This is a genomic window from Desulfovibrio oxyclinae DSM 11498, from assembly GCF_000375485.1.
Classification (GTDB): domain Bacteria; phylum Desulfobacterota; class Desulfovibrionia; order Desulfovibrionales; family Desulfovibrionaceae; genus Pseudodesulfovibrio; species Pseudodesulfovibrio oxyclinae.
In genome coordinates, this window is sequence record NZ_AQXE01000004.1 from 167,322 (window position 1) to 183,825 (window position 16,504).

At 53.0% G+C, this 16,504-nt stretch carries 14 protein-coding genes; 8 read left to right on the forward strand and 6 right to left on the reverse strand.

Annotated features, from left to right (window positions below; genetic code table 11):
* Positions 1–472: 472 nt before the first annotated feature.
* Both htpG and B149_RS0106110 read right to left on the reverse strand, forming a co-directional pair.
* On the reverse strand, positions 473–2,353 hold the full coding sequence (htpG, locus tag B149_RS0106105) for a molecular chaperone HtpG (RefSeq protein WP_018124294.1): 1,881 nt from the start codon (positions 2,351–2,353) through the stop codon (positions 473–475).
* A 144-nt stretch (positions 2,354–2,497) separates the two neighbouring features.
* Positions 2,498–3,085: a helix-turn-helix domain-containing protein gene (locus tag B149_RS0106110; protein ID WP_018124295.1), complete on the reverse strand. Its 588-nt coding sequence runs from the start codon at positions 3,083–3,085 to the stop codon at positions 2,498–2,500.
* Positions 3,086–3,395: 310 nt separating this feature from the next.
* Between B149_RS0106110 and B149_RS0106115 the strand changes: the two genes are divergently transcribed.
* The 8 genes from B149_RS0106115 to B149_RS17855 all read left to right on the forward strand — a co-directional run bounded on the left by B149_RS0106115 (position 3,396) and on the right by B149_RS17855 (position 10,797).
* Positions 3,396–3,884 carry a MauE/DoxX family redox-associated membrane protein gene (locus tag B149_RS0106115; RefSeq protein ID WP_018124296.1) on the forward strand — a complete coding sequence of 163 codons (489 nt, stop codon included), beginning with the start codon at positions 3,396–3,398 and terminating at the stop codon, positions 3,882–3,884.
* Positions 3,881–4,405 (forward strand): rhodanese-like domain-containing protein, encoded by a 525-nt coding sequence (locus tag B149_RS0106120; RefSeq protein WP_018124297.1) that lies wholly within the window; start codon positions 3,881–3,883, stop codon positions 4,403–4,405. Before B149_RS0106115 ends, B149_RS0106120 begins: the two co-directional genes overlap by 4 nt.
* 224 nt (positions 4,406–4,629) lie before the next feature.
* Positions 4,630–5,679 (forward strand): glycosyltransferase family 9 protein, encoded by a 1,050-nt coding sequence (locus B149_RS0106125; RefSeq protein ID WP_018124298.1) that lies wholly within the window; start codon positions 4,630–4,632, stop codon positions 5,677–5,679.
* Complete coding sequence (locus B149_RS0106130) at positions 5,672–6,814, forward strand: glycosyltransferase (RefSeq protein WP_018124299.1); 1,143 nt, start codon at positions 5,672–5,674, stop codon at positions 6,812–6,814. The genes B149_RS0106125 and B149_RS0106130 overlap by 8 nt, the downstream gene beginning before the upstream one ends.
* A gap of 42 nt (positions 6,815–6,856) precedes the next feature.
* Complete coding sequence (locus tag B149_RS0106135) at positions 6,857–8,029, forward strand: glycosyltransferase family 4 protein (protein WP_018124300.1); 1,173 nt, start codon at positions 6,857–6,859, stop codon at positions 8,027–8,029.
* A gap of 49 nt (positions 8,030–8,078) precedes the next feature.
* Positions 8,079–9,056, forward strand: a complete 978-nt coding sequence (locus B149_RS0106140; protein WP_018124301.1) for an NAD-dependent epimerase/dehydratase family protein — start codon at positions 8,079–8,081, stop codon at positions 9,054–9,056.
* Between the two features lie 60 nt (positions 9,057–9,116).
* Positions 9,117–10,031, forward strand: a complete 915-nt coding sequence (locus B149_RS0106145) for a hypothetical protein (protein WP_018124302.1) — start codon at positions 9,117–9,119, stop codon at positions 10,029–10,031.
* A 22-nt stretch (positions 10,032–10,053) separates the two neighbouring features.
* On the forward strand, positions 10,054–10,797 hold the full coding sequence (locus B149_RS17855; protein ID WP_083909164.1) for a class I SAM-dependent methyltransferase: 744 nt from the start codon (positions 10,054–10,056) through the stop codon (positions 10,795–10,797).
* Between the two features lie 113 nt (positions 10,798–10,910).
* Here B149_RS17855 and B149_RS0106155 read toward each other — a convergent pair whose 3' ends face one another.
* The 4 genes from B149_RS0106155 to B149_RS0106170 form a co-directional block, all read right to left on the reverse strand.
* Positions 10,911–12,095, reverse strand: a complete 1,185-nt coding sequence (locus B149_RS0106155; RefSeq protein ID WP_018124304.1) for an NAD-dependent epimerase/dehydratase family protein — start codon at positions 12,093–12,095, stop codon at positions 10,911–10,913.
* Positions 12,096–12,199: 104 nt separating this feature from the next.
* The gene (locus tag B149_RS0106160) at positions 12,200–12,904 is read right to left on the reverse strand and encodes a sulfotransferase family protein (protein ID WP_156816765.1); all 705 of its coding nucleotides are present in this window, start codon (positions 12,902–12,904) and stop codon (positions 12,200–12,202) included.
* A gap of 213 nt (positions 12,905–13,117) precedes the next feature.
* Complete coding sequence (locus B149_RS0106165) at positions 13,118–14,167, reverse strand: polysaccharide biosynthesis protein (RefSeq protein WP_018124306.1); 1,050 nt, start codon at positions 14,165–14,167, stop codon at positions 13,118–13,120.
* Between the two features lie 419 nt (positions 14,168–14,586).
* Positions 14,587–16,392 carry an ABC transporter ATP-binding protein gene (locus B149_RS0106170; RefSeq protein WP_018124307.1) on the reverse strand — a complete coding sequence of 602 codons (1,806 nt, stop codon included), beginning with the start codon at positions 16,390–16,392 and terminating at the stop codon, positions 14,587–14,589.
* Positions 16,393–16,504: the final 112 nt, after the last annotated feature.

Consider the following 16,504-nt stretch of genomic DNA (forward strand, 5'->3'; position numbering starts at 1 on the left):
TGAAAGAAGTGGCCTCGGTTCCTCGGACCACTGGACGACGATTTGATCGGTGCATAAGTTGAAATGCAGGTCGCTGCTTCGCATGGCAAGCGGATGTCCCAATCGGTCGTATATGTATTCCTCCGCACCACACATCCCGTTGAGACCGGGTCAGTCTGCTGTTTTGGTCGTAGTCGTACTCCCACACGATTGGTCTTCCGTTGATTTTTTCTTCTTTGCGGACAATGCGGCCCTTCGCATCGTGCTGCAATGAAATCTCATACAACTTGCTCATGATGGTGTCCCTGTTGAACTGCTTCGTTCCCGACTTCATGCAGGGAAGCAGAATCGCCATACATCGACATTACGCCATAAAGCGTTTTCGGCATCTCAGCGGGTGTTTTGGGGAGATCATTCCCTGTTGACGGCATGAAAAAAGGCCGCCCGACGTGTCGGGCGGCCTGTGGCTGTTTCGTGGCAGTGTTGTGGAAGGTTATTTCTTGTACCAGCCGCTGGCCTGCGTCAGCAGGGACTGGATGCGGCCCACGAGAGCGTGCGGATCCTGCAGGTACCCTTCGAGCAGCAGAGCGGATTCGTAGAGCTGGCGTGCGGCCTGTTCCACGAAGGGATCCTGTGCGTCCGCCTCGTAGATGCGGATCAGGTTGCGTGTCAGCGGGTGGTCCGGGTTGATCTCCATGACCTTGGCCGGGATGGAGGTGTCCTTCTGGATGTGTCGCATGACCTTGTCCATGCTGCTGGTCATGGCGCCGTCCGGGTTGGCGAGGCAGGCCGGGCTGTCGGAGAGGCGATCCGTGGTGCGCACGTCAGTGACGGCGTCGCCAAGCAGGGTCTTGATGTGCCCAAGCAGTCCGTCGAGGGTGCTCTGTTCCGGTTCGGAAAGCTCTTCGGGCTTGTCTTCGACTTCCTGCTCTCCTTCAATGCCGGAAAGGTCCGCGTGCTCGGCGGGAACCAGCTGGTAGTCGCCGTACTGCTGGAGCGCGTCCATGACGAACTCGTCGATGGGCTCGTACAGGTACAGGACCTCAACGCCCTTCTTGCGGAAGATTTCGAGGTGCGGGCTCAGGGAAAGGGCCTCGCGGCTCGGTCCGTAGGCGTAGAAGATTTCCTTCTGGCCCTCCTTGAGGCGTCCGGCGTAATCGGCCAGCGAAATGAGCTCGTCCGCGTTTTCGCAGGCGGAAGAGTTGAACCGCAACAACTCCACAAAGCGATCTTTGTGGATGAAGTCCATGTAGCCGGCGCGGAACAGCTTGCCGTGCACGCGCCAGAAGGTCTCGTACTTTTCCTTGTCGTTCTCGGCCATCTTCTCAAGAGCGCTGTAGACCTGCTTGGTGAGGTTGGAGCTGATCTTGCGGATAAGCACGTTGTCCTGAAGCGTCTCGCGGGAGATGTTCAGGGGCAGGTCCTCGGTGTCCACCACGCCTTTGCAGAATCCGAGATATTCGGGCAGCAGATCCTTGTTCTTGTGCTGAATGAGCACGCGGCGCACGTAGAGGTCGAGACCGCGGTTGTCCTGCGTGCCGAGACCGAACATGTCATCGTCGATGGCCGGGATGAAGACGAGGGCGTTGTACTGCACCGGAGCGTCCACCGAAACGTGGATCTTGTCCAGCGGGTCCGTGTCGTCATTGGTCAGGAAAGTGTAGAATTCCTTGTACTGTTCCGGCTTGACCTGAAACTTGGGTTCGCGCCACAGGGCGGGCACCGTGTTCACGCGTTCGTCTTCCACGAAGATGGGGAAGTTGACGAAATTGGAGTGTTTTTTAACGACGTGCTTGAGGTGCTCGGTGTTGGCGAACTGGGAAACCAGGTCTTCCTTGAGCTTCAGGGTGATGTTGGTGCCGCGGGCAACGTCTTCGTCCAGTTCACGGATCTTGTAGTCGTTGCGGCCGTCGGAGGTCCATTCCACCGGAGCCGCCTCGGGATCGGCGGAGCGGGTTACGAGGGTGACTTCGTCGGCCACCATGTAGACGGAATAGAACCCGACGCCGAAGCGGCCAATGAGGGTGTCGAGGGATTCCTTGCCTTCGGATGCGAGCTTGGTGAGTTGGGCGGTTCCGGAGTGGGCGATGGTGCCGATGTTCTCGCGCACTTCTTCGCGGGTCATGCCCACGCCGGTATCGGTGACGGTGAGGGTGCCCGCTTCCTTGTCGTGGGAGATGCGGATTTCCAGCGGCGTGTCATCCGCTTCCATGTCGCCCGTCTGGGTTTTGAAGCGGTATTTGTCTAGCGCGTCCGAAGCGTTGGACACGAGCTCCCTCAGGAAAATCTCTTTGTTGGTGTAAAGGGAATGAACCAGTATTTCCAGGAGCTGGTTTATTTCAGCCTTGAATTTGTGCGTGCTTTTTTTGCCCATTGTTGGCGAACCTCCTTGATGAATGGAAAAATGCCCCGCCGGGACGAGGGGGCGTGTCCCGGCGGGGAGCCACGGATGATCGGGAATGGCCGAAATGCTCCGTGATGGCGGCGGGTTGAGGGACCCGTTACCATGGGGTGGATTCTAACTAGTCACGCTTTTGATCTTGTCAAGAAGGTACTTTTCCATTTCGCGGCGATCCTTGCGCAGGCGGACCATTTCCGCTTCCATGATGGAGAGCTTTTCCTTGAGCTGGGCGTTCTCGTCGCGCAGGAGCTGGACTTCCGCGGCGTTGGCGGCGATCTGTTCGGTAGCCTTGGTGAAGTCTTCGGGTAGGGCGGCCTGTTCGGGCGCAGCCAGCGCGGTGCGGATGCCCTCGCTGATGGACCGGGCCATCTCGGCGCCCATGGCGGCGGCCATCTTAACTGCGGTTTCCATGCCGTATTGCTGGACGGGGGAATCGCTGTCAGGGGTCTCGGCCAGCGCATCGGCCTGCATGGGGTAGGACTGGCTCAGGCTGTCCATGACGTCGCGGGCGGTGTGCCCTTCCTTGAGCATTCGGGAGATGGTGGAGAAAACCTCTACCGCTTCCGGCTTGAAGCGCTTCTGTCGCCCCTTGCCCACACTGGGAAGATGCTGGGCGAACCGATTTTTCCAGTAGTGGACCGTGGACTCGGGAATATCGAGTTCGCGGGCGATTTCCGCAACGGAAAGAAGCTTCTTGCCTGTCATGCAGCCCCCGGGAGGTTGTTGGTTTTCATTGGAGTACTACGCTTGCGGATGGTAATCAAGCTATAAGCAATTATAACCTGCCGAATTGTTGTGTTATATTTCAAGCGTCGAAACGGTGGACGAGTTGTGGTTGAAGCGGTGGATTTCTCTAGAGAAAATCTTAATTCTGATGGTGGAAGTCGCATCGGGAATAGGATAGAGCAACGCAATGGTTTTGAAGGTTGCGCATTGCATGTAACGATTGGATTCGTTTCATGGCCTCGGGTAATCGTGGTTTCGATTATGTGTTGATGTTGAAAAGGAGTGTCCGGTGAAGAAGATTGTCCTCAGCAAACCCGTTCAAATGGCATTGCGGCTTGCGGTCGGCGGCGCATTCATCGTCGCGGGCGTCATCAAGCTGCAGGACCCGTGGGCGTTCGCCATGGTCATAGACGGGTACGGGCTGACCCCCGGCTGGGCCGATCTGCCGCTTGCGTATGGGTTGCCGATCCTTGAGGTCGTCAGTGGGGCGGGCCTCATCTTCAACATCAGATGGACATTGGAGTTGGTGGCAGCGCAGCTGTTGCTGTTCGTCGGGGTTCTTGCCTACGGCATGTACCTCGGGTTGGACGTCGATTGCGGCTGTTTCGGCCCCGGCGATCCGGAAGGGCAGGCATATTCGGGCATGGGCGATTCGATGATTCGCGACCTGATCATGCTTGCAGCCCTTGCCGCGGTGTACTGGCGCCGAAAGGCGATGCAGGAGCCGCCACGCTCCATGGCCGTTATCCTGAAACCATTCGGAGGAGTGAGGCGATGAAGTTGAAAGGAATTTTCGCGGCCCTTGCGGCCATTCTCGTGATGGGTATGCTCACCGGCTGCCTCGGCGAAGACAAGTTCAAGCAGGAAGTTGAGAAGGAAGCCGGAGCCGTCAAACTGGTGCGCGAGGTGCAGCGCGGCGATTACGACGTGATCACCACCGCAGAGCTCAAGCAGCTCATCGACGCCAAAGAGGAAATGGTTATCGTGGATACCATGCCGCTGGAAGCCAGCTACGAAAAGAACCACATCCCCGGCGCCGTCCAGTTCCTGTTCCCGATCCCCGACATGAAGACCTGGAACACCGACGAAACCGCAGGCAAGACCAAGGCCGACTATGAGAAGCTCCTCGGCCCGGACAAGGACAAGCTCATTGTGGTCTATTGCGGATTCGTGAAGTGCACCCGCTCCCACAACGGCGCGGCTTGGGCCCGCAAGCTCGGCTACACCAACGTGAAGCGGCACCCCGGCGGCATCTTCGCATGGAAGGGCGCCGAATACCCCGTGGAGACGGGCAAGTAGCATCCTGACGGTACGATACGACACACAAAGGCCCCGTTCGATGAGCGGGGTCTTTTTCGTTTGCGCGACTCGTCTTGACCTGCAACAAAGCGGCGGGTAATTGAAGCCCTGCGTCGTGCGTGTCCTGCCTGTCCGCCTTTTGGGAGCCGGTTCGGGCTTTGCAGACGCTGTTCCCGCAGCGGTCCGTACCCATAAGCCGCCCGCCTAACCCGTACCACAAGCACATGAAAGATATATCCTCCCTGAATCCCGAGCGAATCCTGGTCTGTCAGTTGCGTCAGATCGGTGATGTGCTGCTTGCCACGCCTTCCATTAGGTTGCTGAAAGAGCGTTTCCCGAACGCGGAGATTGAAGTCTTCACGGAAAAGAAGTGCGCGCCCGTGCTGGAGAACAATCCGCACATATCCAAGGTGTGGGCGCTGGACAAAAACGAGGTTGCCTCTCCGCTGAAGGCTCTCGGGTATTATGCCCGCGTCGGGCGAGGCAAGGATCTGATCATCGATTTCCAGCAGCTGCCGAGAACCCGCTGGGTGGCCATGCTCTCTGGTGCACCCGTGCGCCTGACCTTCACGCCTCCGTGGTACAACAAGTTCGTTTACACGCATTATCGCCGCAACGATGACGGCTATGCAGCCAAATGCAAGGCGAGCATCCTCAAGCTGCTCGGCATAGAATGGGACCGACATCCGCCGGAAATCTTTCTTTCCGATGAGGAAAAGGCCTTTGCCGACGATTTTCTGAAACGCATCGGGGCAACCGAAGGTGTCGTCACCGTGGATCCGAGCCACCGTCGCAAAACGCGCAAATGGCCCGAAGAGCATTTCGCGGGCTTGATCCGTGGCATCCGCGAGGAGCACCCCGGCCTGAAATTCGTTCTGCTCTATGGACCGGGCGAAGTAGACGTCTGCCGCAAAGTGGCCGATCTGGCGGGCGAGGGGGCCGTGATTCCCGAAGACATGCTGTCGCTCCGGCAGATGGCCGCGGTCCAGCAGCGCGCCTTACTGCATATGGGCAACTGTTCGGCCCCGCGCCATATGGCGGTGGCGGTCGGCACCCCATCGCTGGTGGTGCACGGTGCCACCGGGTTCGCCTGGCGGTTCCCGTCCGAAGATCATGTCGGCGTTATCAAGAAGCTGCCGTGCCAGCCCTGCAACGAAAACGAATGCAGCCATATTTCCTGCCTGAAGGAGCTGACGCCTGCCGAATGTCTGCCGCAGGCACTGAAGCTGGTGCGCAACTCGCTTGATGCACAGGCGGAGCAGACTGATGGGTAAACCGGCTACGGAACGGAGACTGAAGGTCGCGCTCGTCATAGGCGGGTTGCCTTACGGCGGCGTGGAGACTTCGTTTCTGCTCGTGGCGAGAAGGCTGCGAGAGCTGGGGCATGAGCCGGTTATCATCAATGTTTCCGGCACAGGCGAGTACGAATCGGTTTACAGGGAATACGGCTTCGACCCCATCCATGCCGGGGAGAGCAAGAAGGTACTCAAGACGAGCCGCCTCGACACGGCGCTGCGGCTTCGCAGGATTTTACGCGACCTGAACCCGGACATCATTCATACCGCGCATTTTTCCGCCAACTATCACGTGCGCATCGGCGCGGTGGGACTCGGCATCCCGGTCATCATGCACTGCCGAAACATCAAGCGGATGAAGTCGTTCCGCCGCTTTGCGGACAAAGTCCTTTCCCGTGTCACCACGAAATACCTTGCCGTATCGAAAGCCGTGGCCGAGGTGGTGCAACAGGATCACAACGTGACGGGCAGGCCGGTTCAGGTGTTGTACAACGCCATTTCGAGTGAGAAAATGAACGTCGAGCCGGCGGACTTGAGTGAATTTCCTCAACTGGAGGGACAGGGGCCGCTGGTGGTCGTCTGCTCGCGTCTGGTAAAGCAGAAGAACGTGGATGTGATTATCCGGGCGTTCGTGCGGGCTCTTGATGCGGTGCCGGACATGCGGATGCTCGTCATGGGTGACGGTTCCGAGCGGGATGCACTCACGGCGTTGGCGGTCGGCGAGGGCGTCGCGGACAAGGTGGCCTTTGCCGGATTCCGCCAGGACGCGCCCGCGTTGCTTCGTGCCGCTGCGGCGAGAAAGGCGGTTTTCGCCATGGTCTCCGACTACGAGGGCTTTTCCAATGCGCTGACCGAGGCCATGTACTGCGGCATCCCTGCGGTGATCAGTGAGCACGTGCCCAACCGTGAGGTGACCGGAGAAGCAGCCAGAGTGGTGCCGATTGATGAAGCATCCGTCGCCGCAAGTCTTGAGACCATCCTGACGGACGCCGAACTCTATGACCGCATGAGTGCCCAAGCCGTCACGGTGGCGGAGCAGTTGACCATCGAACCGCACGTTGACGAGCTGGTTGCCGTTTACCGCGAGTTGGTTGGCGGGGATGGAGCGGCGTAGGCACTTGATCAACTGGCAAGCGACCATCTTTCGGAGGCTGTTTTGAAGATTGCCGGAGTCTTGTGGGATAACCTGTTCAAAGCGGGGGGGCGCGAGGTCTTCACGCTGAACCTTTTCAGCCGTTTTGCAGAAATGGGGCATGATGTCACCCTCTATGTCCCCGAAAGAGAAGGCAGAAAACGAAAGGCGCTTTATGAAAGTCTGCCGTTTGAGGTTCGCTTTTTCCCGCGGTGGCAGAAGCTATCCTTCACCAGGTTTCCATCATTGCTAGGACGTTGGCTGAATCTTGAGCAGCAGCGACACAGGTTTGATGTCTGGCAGGCAATGGGAGCATATCCTGAGGCATTTCTCGCTTCATACGTGAGTTGCCCGAGTACTGTCAGGTTTTACGGAGAGGACATTCAGATTTGCCAGGAGTTGAACTACGGCATTCGGCTTGATCTGAAAAGTGCCGCAAGAATACGATCTTCTTTGCCAAGTTTAGCGGGCATCGTGGCTATGACTCCGTCTCTTGCGAAGGATGCAGAAGCAATGGGGGCCCATAGGGACCGCATCGAGCTGATTCCCAACGCCATTGATTTTCCCCGACTCCAATCCACATCCGATGCGGAATTGCGGCATCGGAACAATATTGGCGAGAACGAAACGGTTTTTTTGACAGTGGGCAGAAACCACCCCAAAAAGGGCTATGATCTGATTCCCGAGATTGCCGCCCGTCTGAAAGGCAGGGGCTGGAAATGGGTTGTGGTCGGAGACAGGGGAGACGGCATACTCGACGAGCTTGAGCAAAAAGGGCTGGCAGAGCAGTTCCGTTTTATTCCCGAGTTGAAGAACGACGATCATGAAATCAGCCAAGGGCGCAGCCAGATGCCGCCTCAGGCACTGATCGATTGGTTCGTGTCTTCGGACGTGATGGTGCTGCCTTCTCGGCTGGAGGGCTTTTCACGTGTCATTGCCGAATCCATGGGTGCCGGCCTGCCGGTGGTGACAACTGATGCTCCAGGGTGCGGCGAGGTGCTGGAGAACGGTGTACACGGTCTTGTTGCTCCAAAAGACGATGTGGATAAGCTTGCTGAGCGGATGAATGCCCTACTGGATTCATCGGAACTAAGATTCAGTCTGGGGGAAAGTGCCCGGCAGTATGCCAACGGAATGGACTGGCCCACGGTTGCAGGACGATATCTGGCGCATTATGAGAAGCTGAGAACATGGTAAGTTTTGACACAAGCTCAATAATCAATTTGAATCCAATGAAGGTGAAGATATGGAAAAATGGCTTATTACTGGCGGATGTGGTTTTATCGGTTTAAACCTTATTAAGCATCTTATAAAACAAGGTGGTGTGACCATCCGCATTGTGGACAACCTTTCTGTTGGTTCTAGGGAGAGGTTACGGCAGGTCGTTGAGTATTCTAATGCAGAACCAGACGAAGAATATGGTCCAGCTGGAAGTGTTCAGCTTGTCGTTGGTGATGTGACTGATATGGAGAGGATGAAAAATATTACAAGAGAAACGGATGTCGTTGTTCACCTTGCGGCGAACACTGGGGTGCCCAAGTCCGTTGATGACCCTCAGATGGATTTTTATCAAAATGTAGAAGGTACTTTTGTTACTCTTGAGGCGGCTCGTTATAATAAAGTAAAAAGATTTATTTTTGCTTCTAGTGGAGCCCCTGCCGGGATTTGTGTTCCACCGATTACAGAACAAATGCCCCCTCGCCCTATATCGCCTTACGGGGCAAGCAAGCTAGCTGGAGAAGGGTATTGCTCCGCATACTATGGTTCTTATGGTATAGAAACAGTTGCTTTAAGATTCAGCAATGTCTATGGGCCATTGTCGGGGCATAAGACAAGCGTTGTTGCTAAATTTATTAATGAGGCCATTCAAAATTCTCCATGGATTGTTTATGGAGACGGGTCACAGACTCGAGATTTTCTTTATATAGATGACTTGGTTCAGGCGATAGTTCAGGCCACCACAGTGGATGATGTTGGAGGAGAGGTCTTCCAAATCGCAACCGGTGTAGAAGTGTCTGTACAGGCTATGCTGGAAAAACTATCTATGGAAATGGTCCGCCATGGATACAAAGGGGCCGAGGTTCAATATCACTCTCCAAGGAAGGGAGATGTGATGCGAAACTATTCTGATGTAACTAAGGCAAACACTCTTTTGAAGTGGAAGGCAGAAACAACTCTTGAGGAAGGTTTGGCAAAGACTTTGGAGTGGTTTTGTAAAAGCTAGAGATAGCTCTTTATGACAATCTTGGTTGCTTGATGACGATAATTGCGTAAAGGAGACCTGATGAATATACTTCTTTCTTTGGATAGGGACTCGAATATAGCCTATGGGTATGAAGACCATGAGTGCAGTTTCGCTGAAATGTATTGGCTTTGGACTAAGATGCTCATACACAGCATCAAGGTGCATCATCCGCAGGCGATTATATATATGAATGGTATAAATTTTAAAGCGAAACATGCGCGTGAACTGCAGGAGGTCAATCCGAATGTAGTCTGTTTATACAGATCTGTGGACATGAGCAGTTGGACCAGAGCTCAGTTTAAGGGCGAAATGCTGATGCTAAGAATGCAGGCTGCTCGGGAGTTGCTTGAGTCCGAAGTTAATAGTCTGTTGTACTTAGATGTTGATGCTTTGATTCGTGACACCCTTGATCCGTTGTATGAAATGGTTGATGGCGTGGATATGTGTGTCTTTACGAGAACCTTTGAGAAGGTAATGAAAGTTGCTGCGGGAACACTTTTATTCCGTAGTACTCAAAAAACATTGGATATGTTTGATACCTACTTTGCAATTATGCCTGATTATAATGATATTTTTGCTGAAGGCAAAAGAGGAGCAGGTCAGTTTTATTTGCACAATGCTATTCAATTGGTCAAACCTGAATTTCGTGAAATGCCCGAAAAATACATTGACATGTTGCGTGTTCCCAGTGGCGTGATATGGCACGCAAATAAAGGAAGTAAAGTGGAAAGATTGCATGAGTTCACCTATGAATTTGAACGCCTTTACGGAGAGACAGAGTTTAGCCATAGAGCTAAAAGCATACTTCCTAAATATATGGGTGATGACTACGTTTATACGACGGGTGATGATGCGGTAAAGTGGGATCGAAAATTAAAGAATGCCATCAAGAACCGTATTGGTGTTTGGAAAATGCGACATTTGTCGGGTGATGCTTCTAATTACCCTTTCTAACGATAGATACTAGGTGTAAAAAATGCATTTAAAAAAAATAAGACCGTATCTTACTGGTGAGCTTTTCCACTCTCCTCTTAATGTGGACCTTCCACAGAAGAAATTTCCAAAGATGGAAAGAGATTCTTTTCTGCGAAAAACTCTAAGCGGTAAGAAAGTTCTCCATGTTGGATATGTGGCACAAAAGAATCTACCAGAGCGAATAGCTAAAGGTTCATGGCTTCATGGGCAACTTTTAGAGGTGACAGAGAGGTGCATGGGGGTTGATATTAACTGTGAAGGTGTGGAGTGGTTAAGAAACGAGCATGATATAGGTGACGCAGTTTGTATTGATGTGGAAAAAGATCACTGTCAGGAAATCGCCGACGGACAATGGGATTATGCTCTACTCGGCGAAGTGTTGGAACATGTCCATAATCCCGTAAGTTTTCTTAAGTCATTCAAGAGATATGATTCTATTAAGCGAGTTCTTGTTACTGTGCCGAACCTGCTAAATATCAAAAACTACCAATTGATGTTTGACTATAAAGAATCAATAAACAGTGACCATAGATTCAGTTTTACACCATTCAATCTGTGCAAGACCTTAACCACTGCGGGTTTCCATGTTGAAGATATTAATTTTTGTGTGCTGACTAAAAACTTACCAGCCCCAGTGAAATGGAAACATAGTTTGGATAAACGAATTGGTAAAGGAGATGGGTACCCTTTTTATGCGTTTGAAAAACTTGTAGTTACTGCTGCAAATGGAATTACCAGTGAATAGAGAATTATGATTGCATACTGATGTCTCTGTGGAGGTTGTTTTGGGGCTTACAAAATAAGGGTTACGCAAGGGCAGAGTTAGGTTTGAGCTTCTTTTGTATTAGAAGGTGATAATCACCACTTAATCCCTTTGAAGATAATCGCTTTTCTGATGGTGGATTTATGCTTTTCCACCACTTCAAACATCTCCCTGACCACCTTTTCGGTAAGGTAGTGCGGGATGACGCCAAGATCGAGAAGGCCTTGATATACTGGGTTGTAGTAGTGCTCTTCGGCTTCTTTTCTTGGGTTTTCAAGTTGCTTGACTTCTACCGCGTGCCCTCGGGTTTTTCCTACGGTTGCGATAAGGTCGGCAATCTGGTTGACGCTCAGTGTTTCCATGATCTGGTTGAAAATGCGCAGTTCGCCAGCCTCAGCTGGAGTCTCCAGCGCTTTGTGGACGCACTGAAGGGTATCCTTGATGTTGAGGTATCCGCGAGTCTGGCCGCCTTTTCCGTAGACGGTGAGAGGATACCCTACAACAGCTTGAACGATGAAGCGGTTCACCACGGTTCCGAAGACTTCATCATAGTTGAAGATTGTTCTTAATCTGGGATCCAGCAGGGACTCGTCGGTATCCACGCCGTATACCGGACCCTGCATGAGGTCGGTCACCTTCAGGTCCCACATACGAACGCCGAACCAGAGCAGATCGGTGTCCATGATTTTGCTCGTGTGATAGATCGACCCGGCCTGTCTCGGGAAAAGAAATTTGTCTTCACGTCCCTTGTGGCTGATGTCAATCCAGCCTTCCTCAATATCAATATTCGGAGTGCCGTATTCGCCCATGGTACCGAGTTTGACAATGTGCACATCGGGGGCCATGTCCTTGACGGCGAACATCAGGTTGTTGGTGACGAGAAGGTTGTTGGTGATCGTGGTGTTCGCGTGATTGTGATCTATCAGCGAATAAGGAGCGGAAGGCTGCTCCGCATAGTGGACAACCGCCTCGGGCACGCCTGTAAAGTTTTCGTTTACAGCCCAGTCGTAGGAAACGTCGCCGGAAAAGAGGTTGCGAACATTCTCGGGCTGGGCCAAATCGGCCAGAACCACCTTGATTTCAAGCCCGGTAAGTTCGTGCCAAATACGTGCGCGCTCAGGCAGCGAGGGGACGTCGTAAAGCATGGCAACATCCAGCTCGCGGCAGCTTTCGCGTCGGAAGTAGTTGTCAACCACGGTTACTTGATGCCCTTTTCTTGAAAGGTACATGGCGGTGGGCCAGCCCAGATAGCCGTCTCCACCAAGAATTACAATATGCATAAGCTGTTCAACCTTTCTTCCGCCTTGGCGGGCTTCGCAAAGGACTGTATGAGTCTTGCTCGTGTTAACGAAAATTTTTAGTAAATGAAGATGGATAATTATGGCTAACCCTGAGAATGCTTTGAAAGGCGAACGTACTTTAAGAGGCTGTATGCCTTACTGTTTTCTGCCGGGTACAAAAAGCCGAGCAAACACCTCATAAGAGAACATAAGAAGCTTTTTCTTTGGCGAGACCGAAACATTCCGGGGTCTCTCGCATCTGTCAATTGGCGGCCCATAAATTTTTGCAGGCGGTTGAACTCTTCGCATCCGTTCATGAACATGCTGTACTCGAAAACGATCACTTGTTCCGGCTGTCGTGTTGCCAAAATGTCATAAATATTAGCATTGTAAAAGGCCCAAGCTCTCAGGACTTTCCAACAAAGGGGAATGAGCCTGTATCCTTTGATAATGCCACTGAAAAAGCTTCGACCAGAAAGAAAGTCGCGTTTGTAACGAAGCCAAAGTTCAACAGGGTCTCGATAAACAGCTATGATGCGATGATTTTCTGGGAGATATGGGAGCCATGCAAAGTATGTCAAACAGGTTCGCGGGTCTTTGAAGCCTTGGTCTCCTTCCTGTATGAAGTCGATTGCATTTTCTATAGTGTTTTTGTCCTTGTTGGCAAGATCCTCCGGATATAACGGATGAAAGACATCGACACTGAACACTCCCCAAGCGTTGAGAAGCGTTTTATTGGCAGCTAAGGTCTCTGCTCGTTCGAATTTGTTACCTTTATCATAAGTTATGCCAGAGTCGAACGTACCCATTTTGACACCGCTCTCGTGCAGAATGCGTGATACGAGTGTCGTCCCTGATTTATGCATGCCAAGAACTATGTATAGCATTCGAAACCTCAATTAATAATAAAGTAGAAGTGGCTAGAGACCAAGATGATTTGATCACTTTAAAAAACCAACCGAAAACTCTTGGTTTAATGATGATGGGAGGTCATGTTTTGTAGTTGAGGCCTCGGCAGAAGTTTAATATTGCGGCAACACATCTATCTCGTTAAGGAAGTCGAGAATTTCATCATGGCTCATGTGCGGCTCATTGCCTGAATGGTATGGGTTGTCTACCTTGTCAGAGACCACTTTCGGGTAATCGAAGCTGATGTCTTTATAGAGCCCCCTGAAGGCGGGCGGGACAACGAAATATTCCTGTAGTTCAATGGCTCTCCTCGTTTCCTCGCCGGTCATGAGTTCTTCGTACATCTTTTCGCCCGGCTTGACCCCTATAACATCTATGGGGATCGAGTCCGGAGAATGCCCATACATGGGCGCGACGGCCTTGACCATCACTTCAGCCAGATCGCGAATGCGCAAGACTGGCATCTTGGTGATGAACACTTCTCCGCCGCAAGCGTGGAATGCGGAATCAATGACGAGCTGAACGGCTCGCTTGATGCTCATGACGAACCGAGTCATGTCGTTGTCGGTCAGAGTGATGGGTTTGCCCTGGCGAATCTGCTCGTGAAAAATGGGAATGACCGACCCCCGGGACCCCATGACGTTGCCGAAGCGAGTAGATACGAGAATTGTGCTGTGCTCGCGCTGGAAGGCGTTGGCTGCCGTTACCAGCCGCTCTCCCATGAGCTTGGAGGTGCCCATCACGTTGGTGGGGTTAACCGCTTTGTCGGAGCTGGTGAAGACGACTTTGGATACACCATTTTCGATTGCGGTTCGGGTAATGTTCTGAACTCCGATGATATTGTTTTGAACCGCTTCGTACGGAGAACGTTCGCAAAGCGTGACGTGCTTGAACGCTGCTGCGTGGAAAACCACATCAATGCCATCCATGATCATGGAGAGGCTATTGAAGTCTCTCACATCAACAAGAAGAAACCGTGCATTCTCAAATTGTTTGAAACGTTGTTCGAGAAAAAACAACTCGGTTTCATTGTTGTCGATACACAGCACTTCAGCCGGAGAGTAGTGATTCAACAGCTGATGTACAAGTTCGTTACCAATAGTCCCGCAGGCTCCGGAAACGAGAATTTTTTTGCCATTCAAAGCCTGTCCAGCGTCTGTCATGAAAAATCCCTTTATATTGGATGATTATATGCAAAATCTATCTTATTCAATTTTTCAAGCACAATGGATTATGTCCAAAAGATTCAAGCGATCAGATATATTGGCACTGTGGGGAGATTCCTTGAATGCCATATGACTGGCAATGTCGATCCGAAGTAAACTGAGCATAAGGCTTCAGGTGTAGACATAAGTGCTTATACTCAGGCGGGGAAAGAGTAACTGTTTCAAAGTTCCTGTTATAATCTGCCAGAGCAAGCAGTCTTGCAATGCTAGTCCTCTATTAACCGGAAACCAGAAGTCCTCAGCTCCAATTGAACCGTCTCGCATATCGAGCTGTCACATGATATCTATCCGTAGAATTCGACGTGTTAGGATGTCGCAAGAGCGTTATTGTTCAGTCATTGCGAACTGTTTCATGCTTACCCCTCATGCTCCATGCCACGCGCCTCTGTTTCCGTCAATTCCGTCTGGAACTGAAGCCGGTGCAGTGTCTGGTAGAGCGAGCAGGACTCGATGAGTTCTTCGTGTCGGCCGGTGGCCACCACTTCGCCCTTGCTCATGACAACGATCTTGTCGGCGTTCAGCACCGTGGAAAGCCGGTGCGCGATGACGATGCTCGTGCGGCTTTCCATGAGGTTGTCCAGCGCCTTCTGGACGATGCGTTCTGCCTGCGTGTCCAGTGCGCTGGTGGCTTCGTCGAGGATGAGCAGCGCCGGATTCTTGAGCAGGGCGCGGGCAATGGTCAGGCGCTGCTTCTGGCCGCCTGAGAGCTTGACGCCGCGTACACCGCAGACCGTGTCGTAGCCTGCCGGCAGACCCTCGATGAATTCGTGCGCGTACGCCGCCTTTGCGGCCTCCTGTACCTGTTCATCGGTGATGTCGTCCTGACCGTAGGCGATGTTGGCCCGGATGGTCGTGTTAAAGAGCATGGCGTCCTGCGAAACCATGCCGATGTTGCGTCTGAGCGAACCCAGTTCGTATTCTTCCACGTTCACGCCGTTGAGGCGGATGGTTCCTTCGTCCGCATCATAGAAGCGGGGCAGCAGGTTCACGAGGGTGGTCTTGCCCGATCCGCTGGGACCAACAATGGCCACGCGCTCGCCGCCGCGCACATGCAGCGTGAGCTCCTTGATGGCGGGTTCCGAGCCCGTGGGATAGGAGAAGCTGATGTTCTCGATCTCAAGGCTCTTGAGCGGTGTTTCAAAGGGTGTGTCCCCGCCTTCTTCGGGCAGGATGGTCTCGGAGTCGAGAAGGCCGAAGACGCGCTCGCCGCTTGCGAGGGACCGCTGGATGGTCTTGTTGGCGTCGTTGATCTTCTTGATGGGCTCGTAAAGCATGATGAGCGCTGCCACGAAGGAGAAGAACGTTCCCGGGGTGGATTCGCCGCTCAGGACACGGGAGCCGCCGTACCAGAGCACGAAGCTGACCGCGACGCCCCCCACCATTTCCATAATGCGAGAAGAGAGTTCGCTCGCCAGCACCTGTTTCTTTGAAAGACGCAGTATGCCGCTGCTTTCCTTGGAAAAGGATTTAATTTCATCTTTTTCTGCGTGGAACGCCTTGATGAGCCGGATGTTGCTGAGGCATTCCTCGGCGACGGAGTTGATGTCAGCGGCCTGCACCTGCAATTTGCGCCCGATCTTCCGCAGCCGCTTGCCGAAGAGAATGACCGGATAGCAGAGCATCGGTAGTACCAGAAGCGCGATGATGGCCATCTTCCAGTCCTGATAGATGACAACGCCGATGAGGCCGATGCAGGTGAAGAACTCGCGGATGACCATGATCATGGCCGGGACGCTCTGGCGGATGCCGTTGACGTCGCCCAGCACGCGCGACATGAGCATGCCGACGCGGCTTTCCTCGAAAAAGCGTATGGAGAGCGTCATCAGCTTGGAGAACAGCTCGCTTCGCAGCTGGTGCAGCACTTTGAAGCCCGTGACGTTCATGATGTACGTCTGGGTGAAGCGCGCGATGTTCTTGAGGGTGATGACACAGAAGTAGGCCAGCGGGATGAGTATCAGCGCGTCCTTGTCGCCCTTGACGAAGATGTCGTCCATGGCGGGCTTGACCAGATACGCTGTGGCGCCGGTGGTTCCGGAAACCACGATGGCCGAAAGGAAGGCCACCAGAATGCGCCAGCGGTACGGCCAGAAATAGGCGACGCACCGTTTCAGCAGGTGTCGGTTACCGAGGTTTTCTATGTTCTTGAGATCGTATTGCGACAAGAGGATGCTCCTCATTCTGTGATAAGATTGGCGGCCGCCGCCAGCCTGAGCCGGGCGCGCGGAACCGGGTGCAGATTTATCGCATCGCACCCGGTGGAGCAACCTTCTTTTT

Bases quoted from the DNA above. Each gene is read 5' to 3' on its own strand.
- htpG (WP_018124294.1), bottom strand. From the start codon at position 2,353: ATGGGCAAAAAAAGCACGCACAAATTCAAGGCTGAAATAAACCAGCTC.
- B149_RS0106110 (WP_018124295.1), bottom strand. From the start codon at position 3,085: ATGACAGGCAAGAAGCTTCTTTCCGTTGCGGAAATCGCCCGCGAACTC.
- B149_RS0106120 (WP_018124297.1), top strand. From the start codon at position 3,881: ATGAAGTTGAAAGGAATTTTCGCGGCCCTTGCGGCCATTCTCGTGATG.
- B149_RS0106125 (WP_018124298.1), top strand. From the start codon at position 4,630: ATGAAAGATATATCCTCCCTGAATCCCGAGCGAATCCTGGTCTGTCAG.
- B149_RS0106130 (WP_018124299.1), top strand. From the start codon at position 5,672: ATGGGTAAACCGGCTACGGAACGGAGACTGAAGGTCGCGCTCGTCATA.
- B149_RS0106140 (WP_018124301.1), top strand. From the start codon at position 8,079: ATGGAAAAATGGCTTATTACTGGCGGATGTGGTTTTATCGGTTTAAAC.
- B149_RS0106145 (WP_018124302.1), top strand. From the start codon at position 9,117: ATGAATATACTTCTTTCTTTGGATAGGGACTCGAATATAGCCTATGGG.
- B149_RS17855 (WP_083909164.1), top strand. From the start codon at position 10,054: ATGCATTTAAAAAAAATAAGACCGTATCTTACTGGTGAGCTTTTCCAC.
- B149_RS0106155 (WP_018124304.1), bottom strand. From the start codon at position 12,095: ATGCATATTGTAATTCTTGGTGGAGACGGCTATCTGGGCTGGCCCACC.
- B149_RS0106160 (WP_156816765.1), bottom strand. From the start codon at position 12,904: ATGGGTACGTTCGACTCTGGCATAACTTATGATAAAGGTAACAAATTC.
- B149_RS0106165 (WP_018124306.1), bottom strand. From the start codon at position 14,167: ATGACAGACGCTGGACAGGCTTTGAATGGCAAAAAAATTCTCGTTTCC.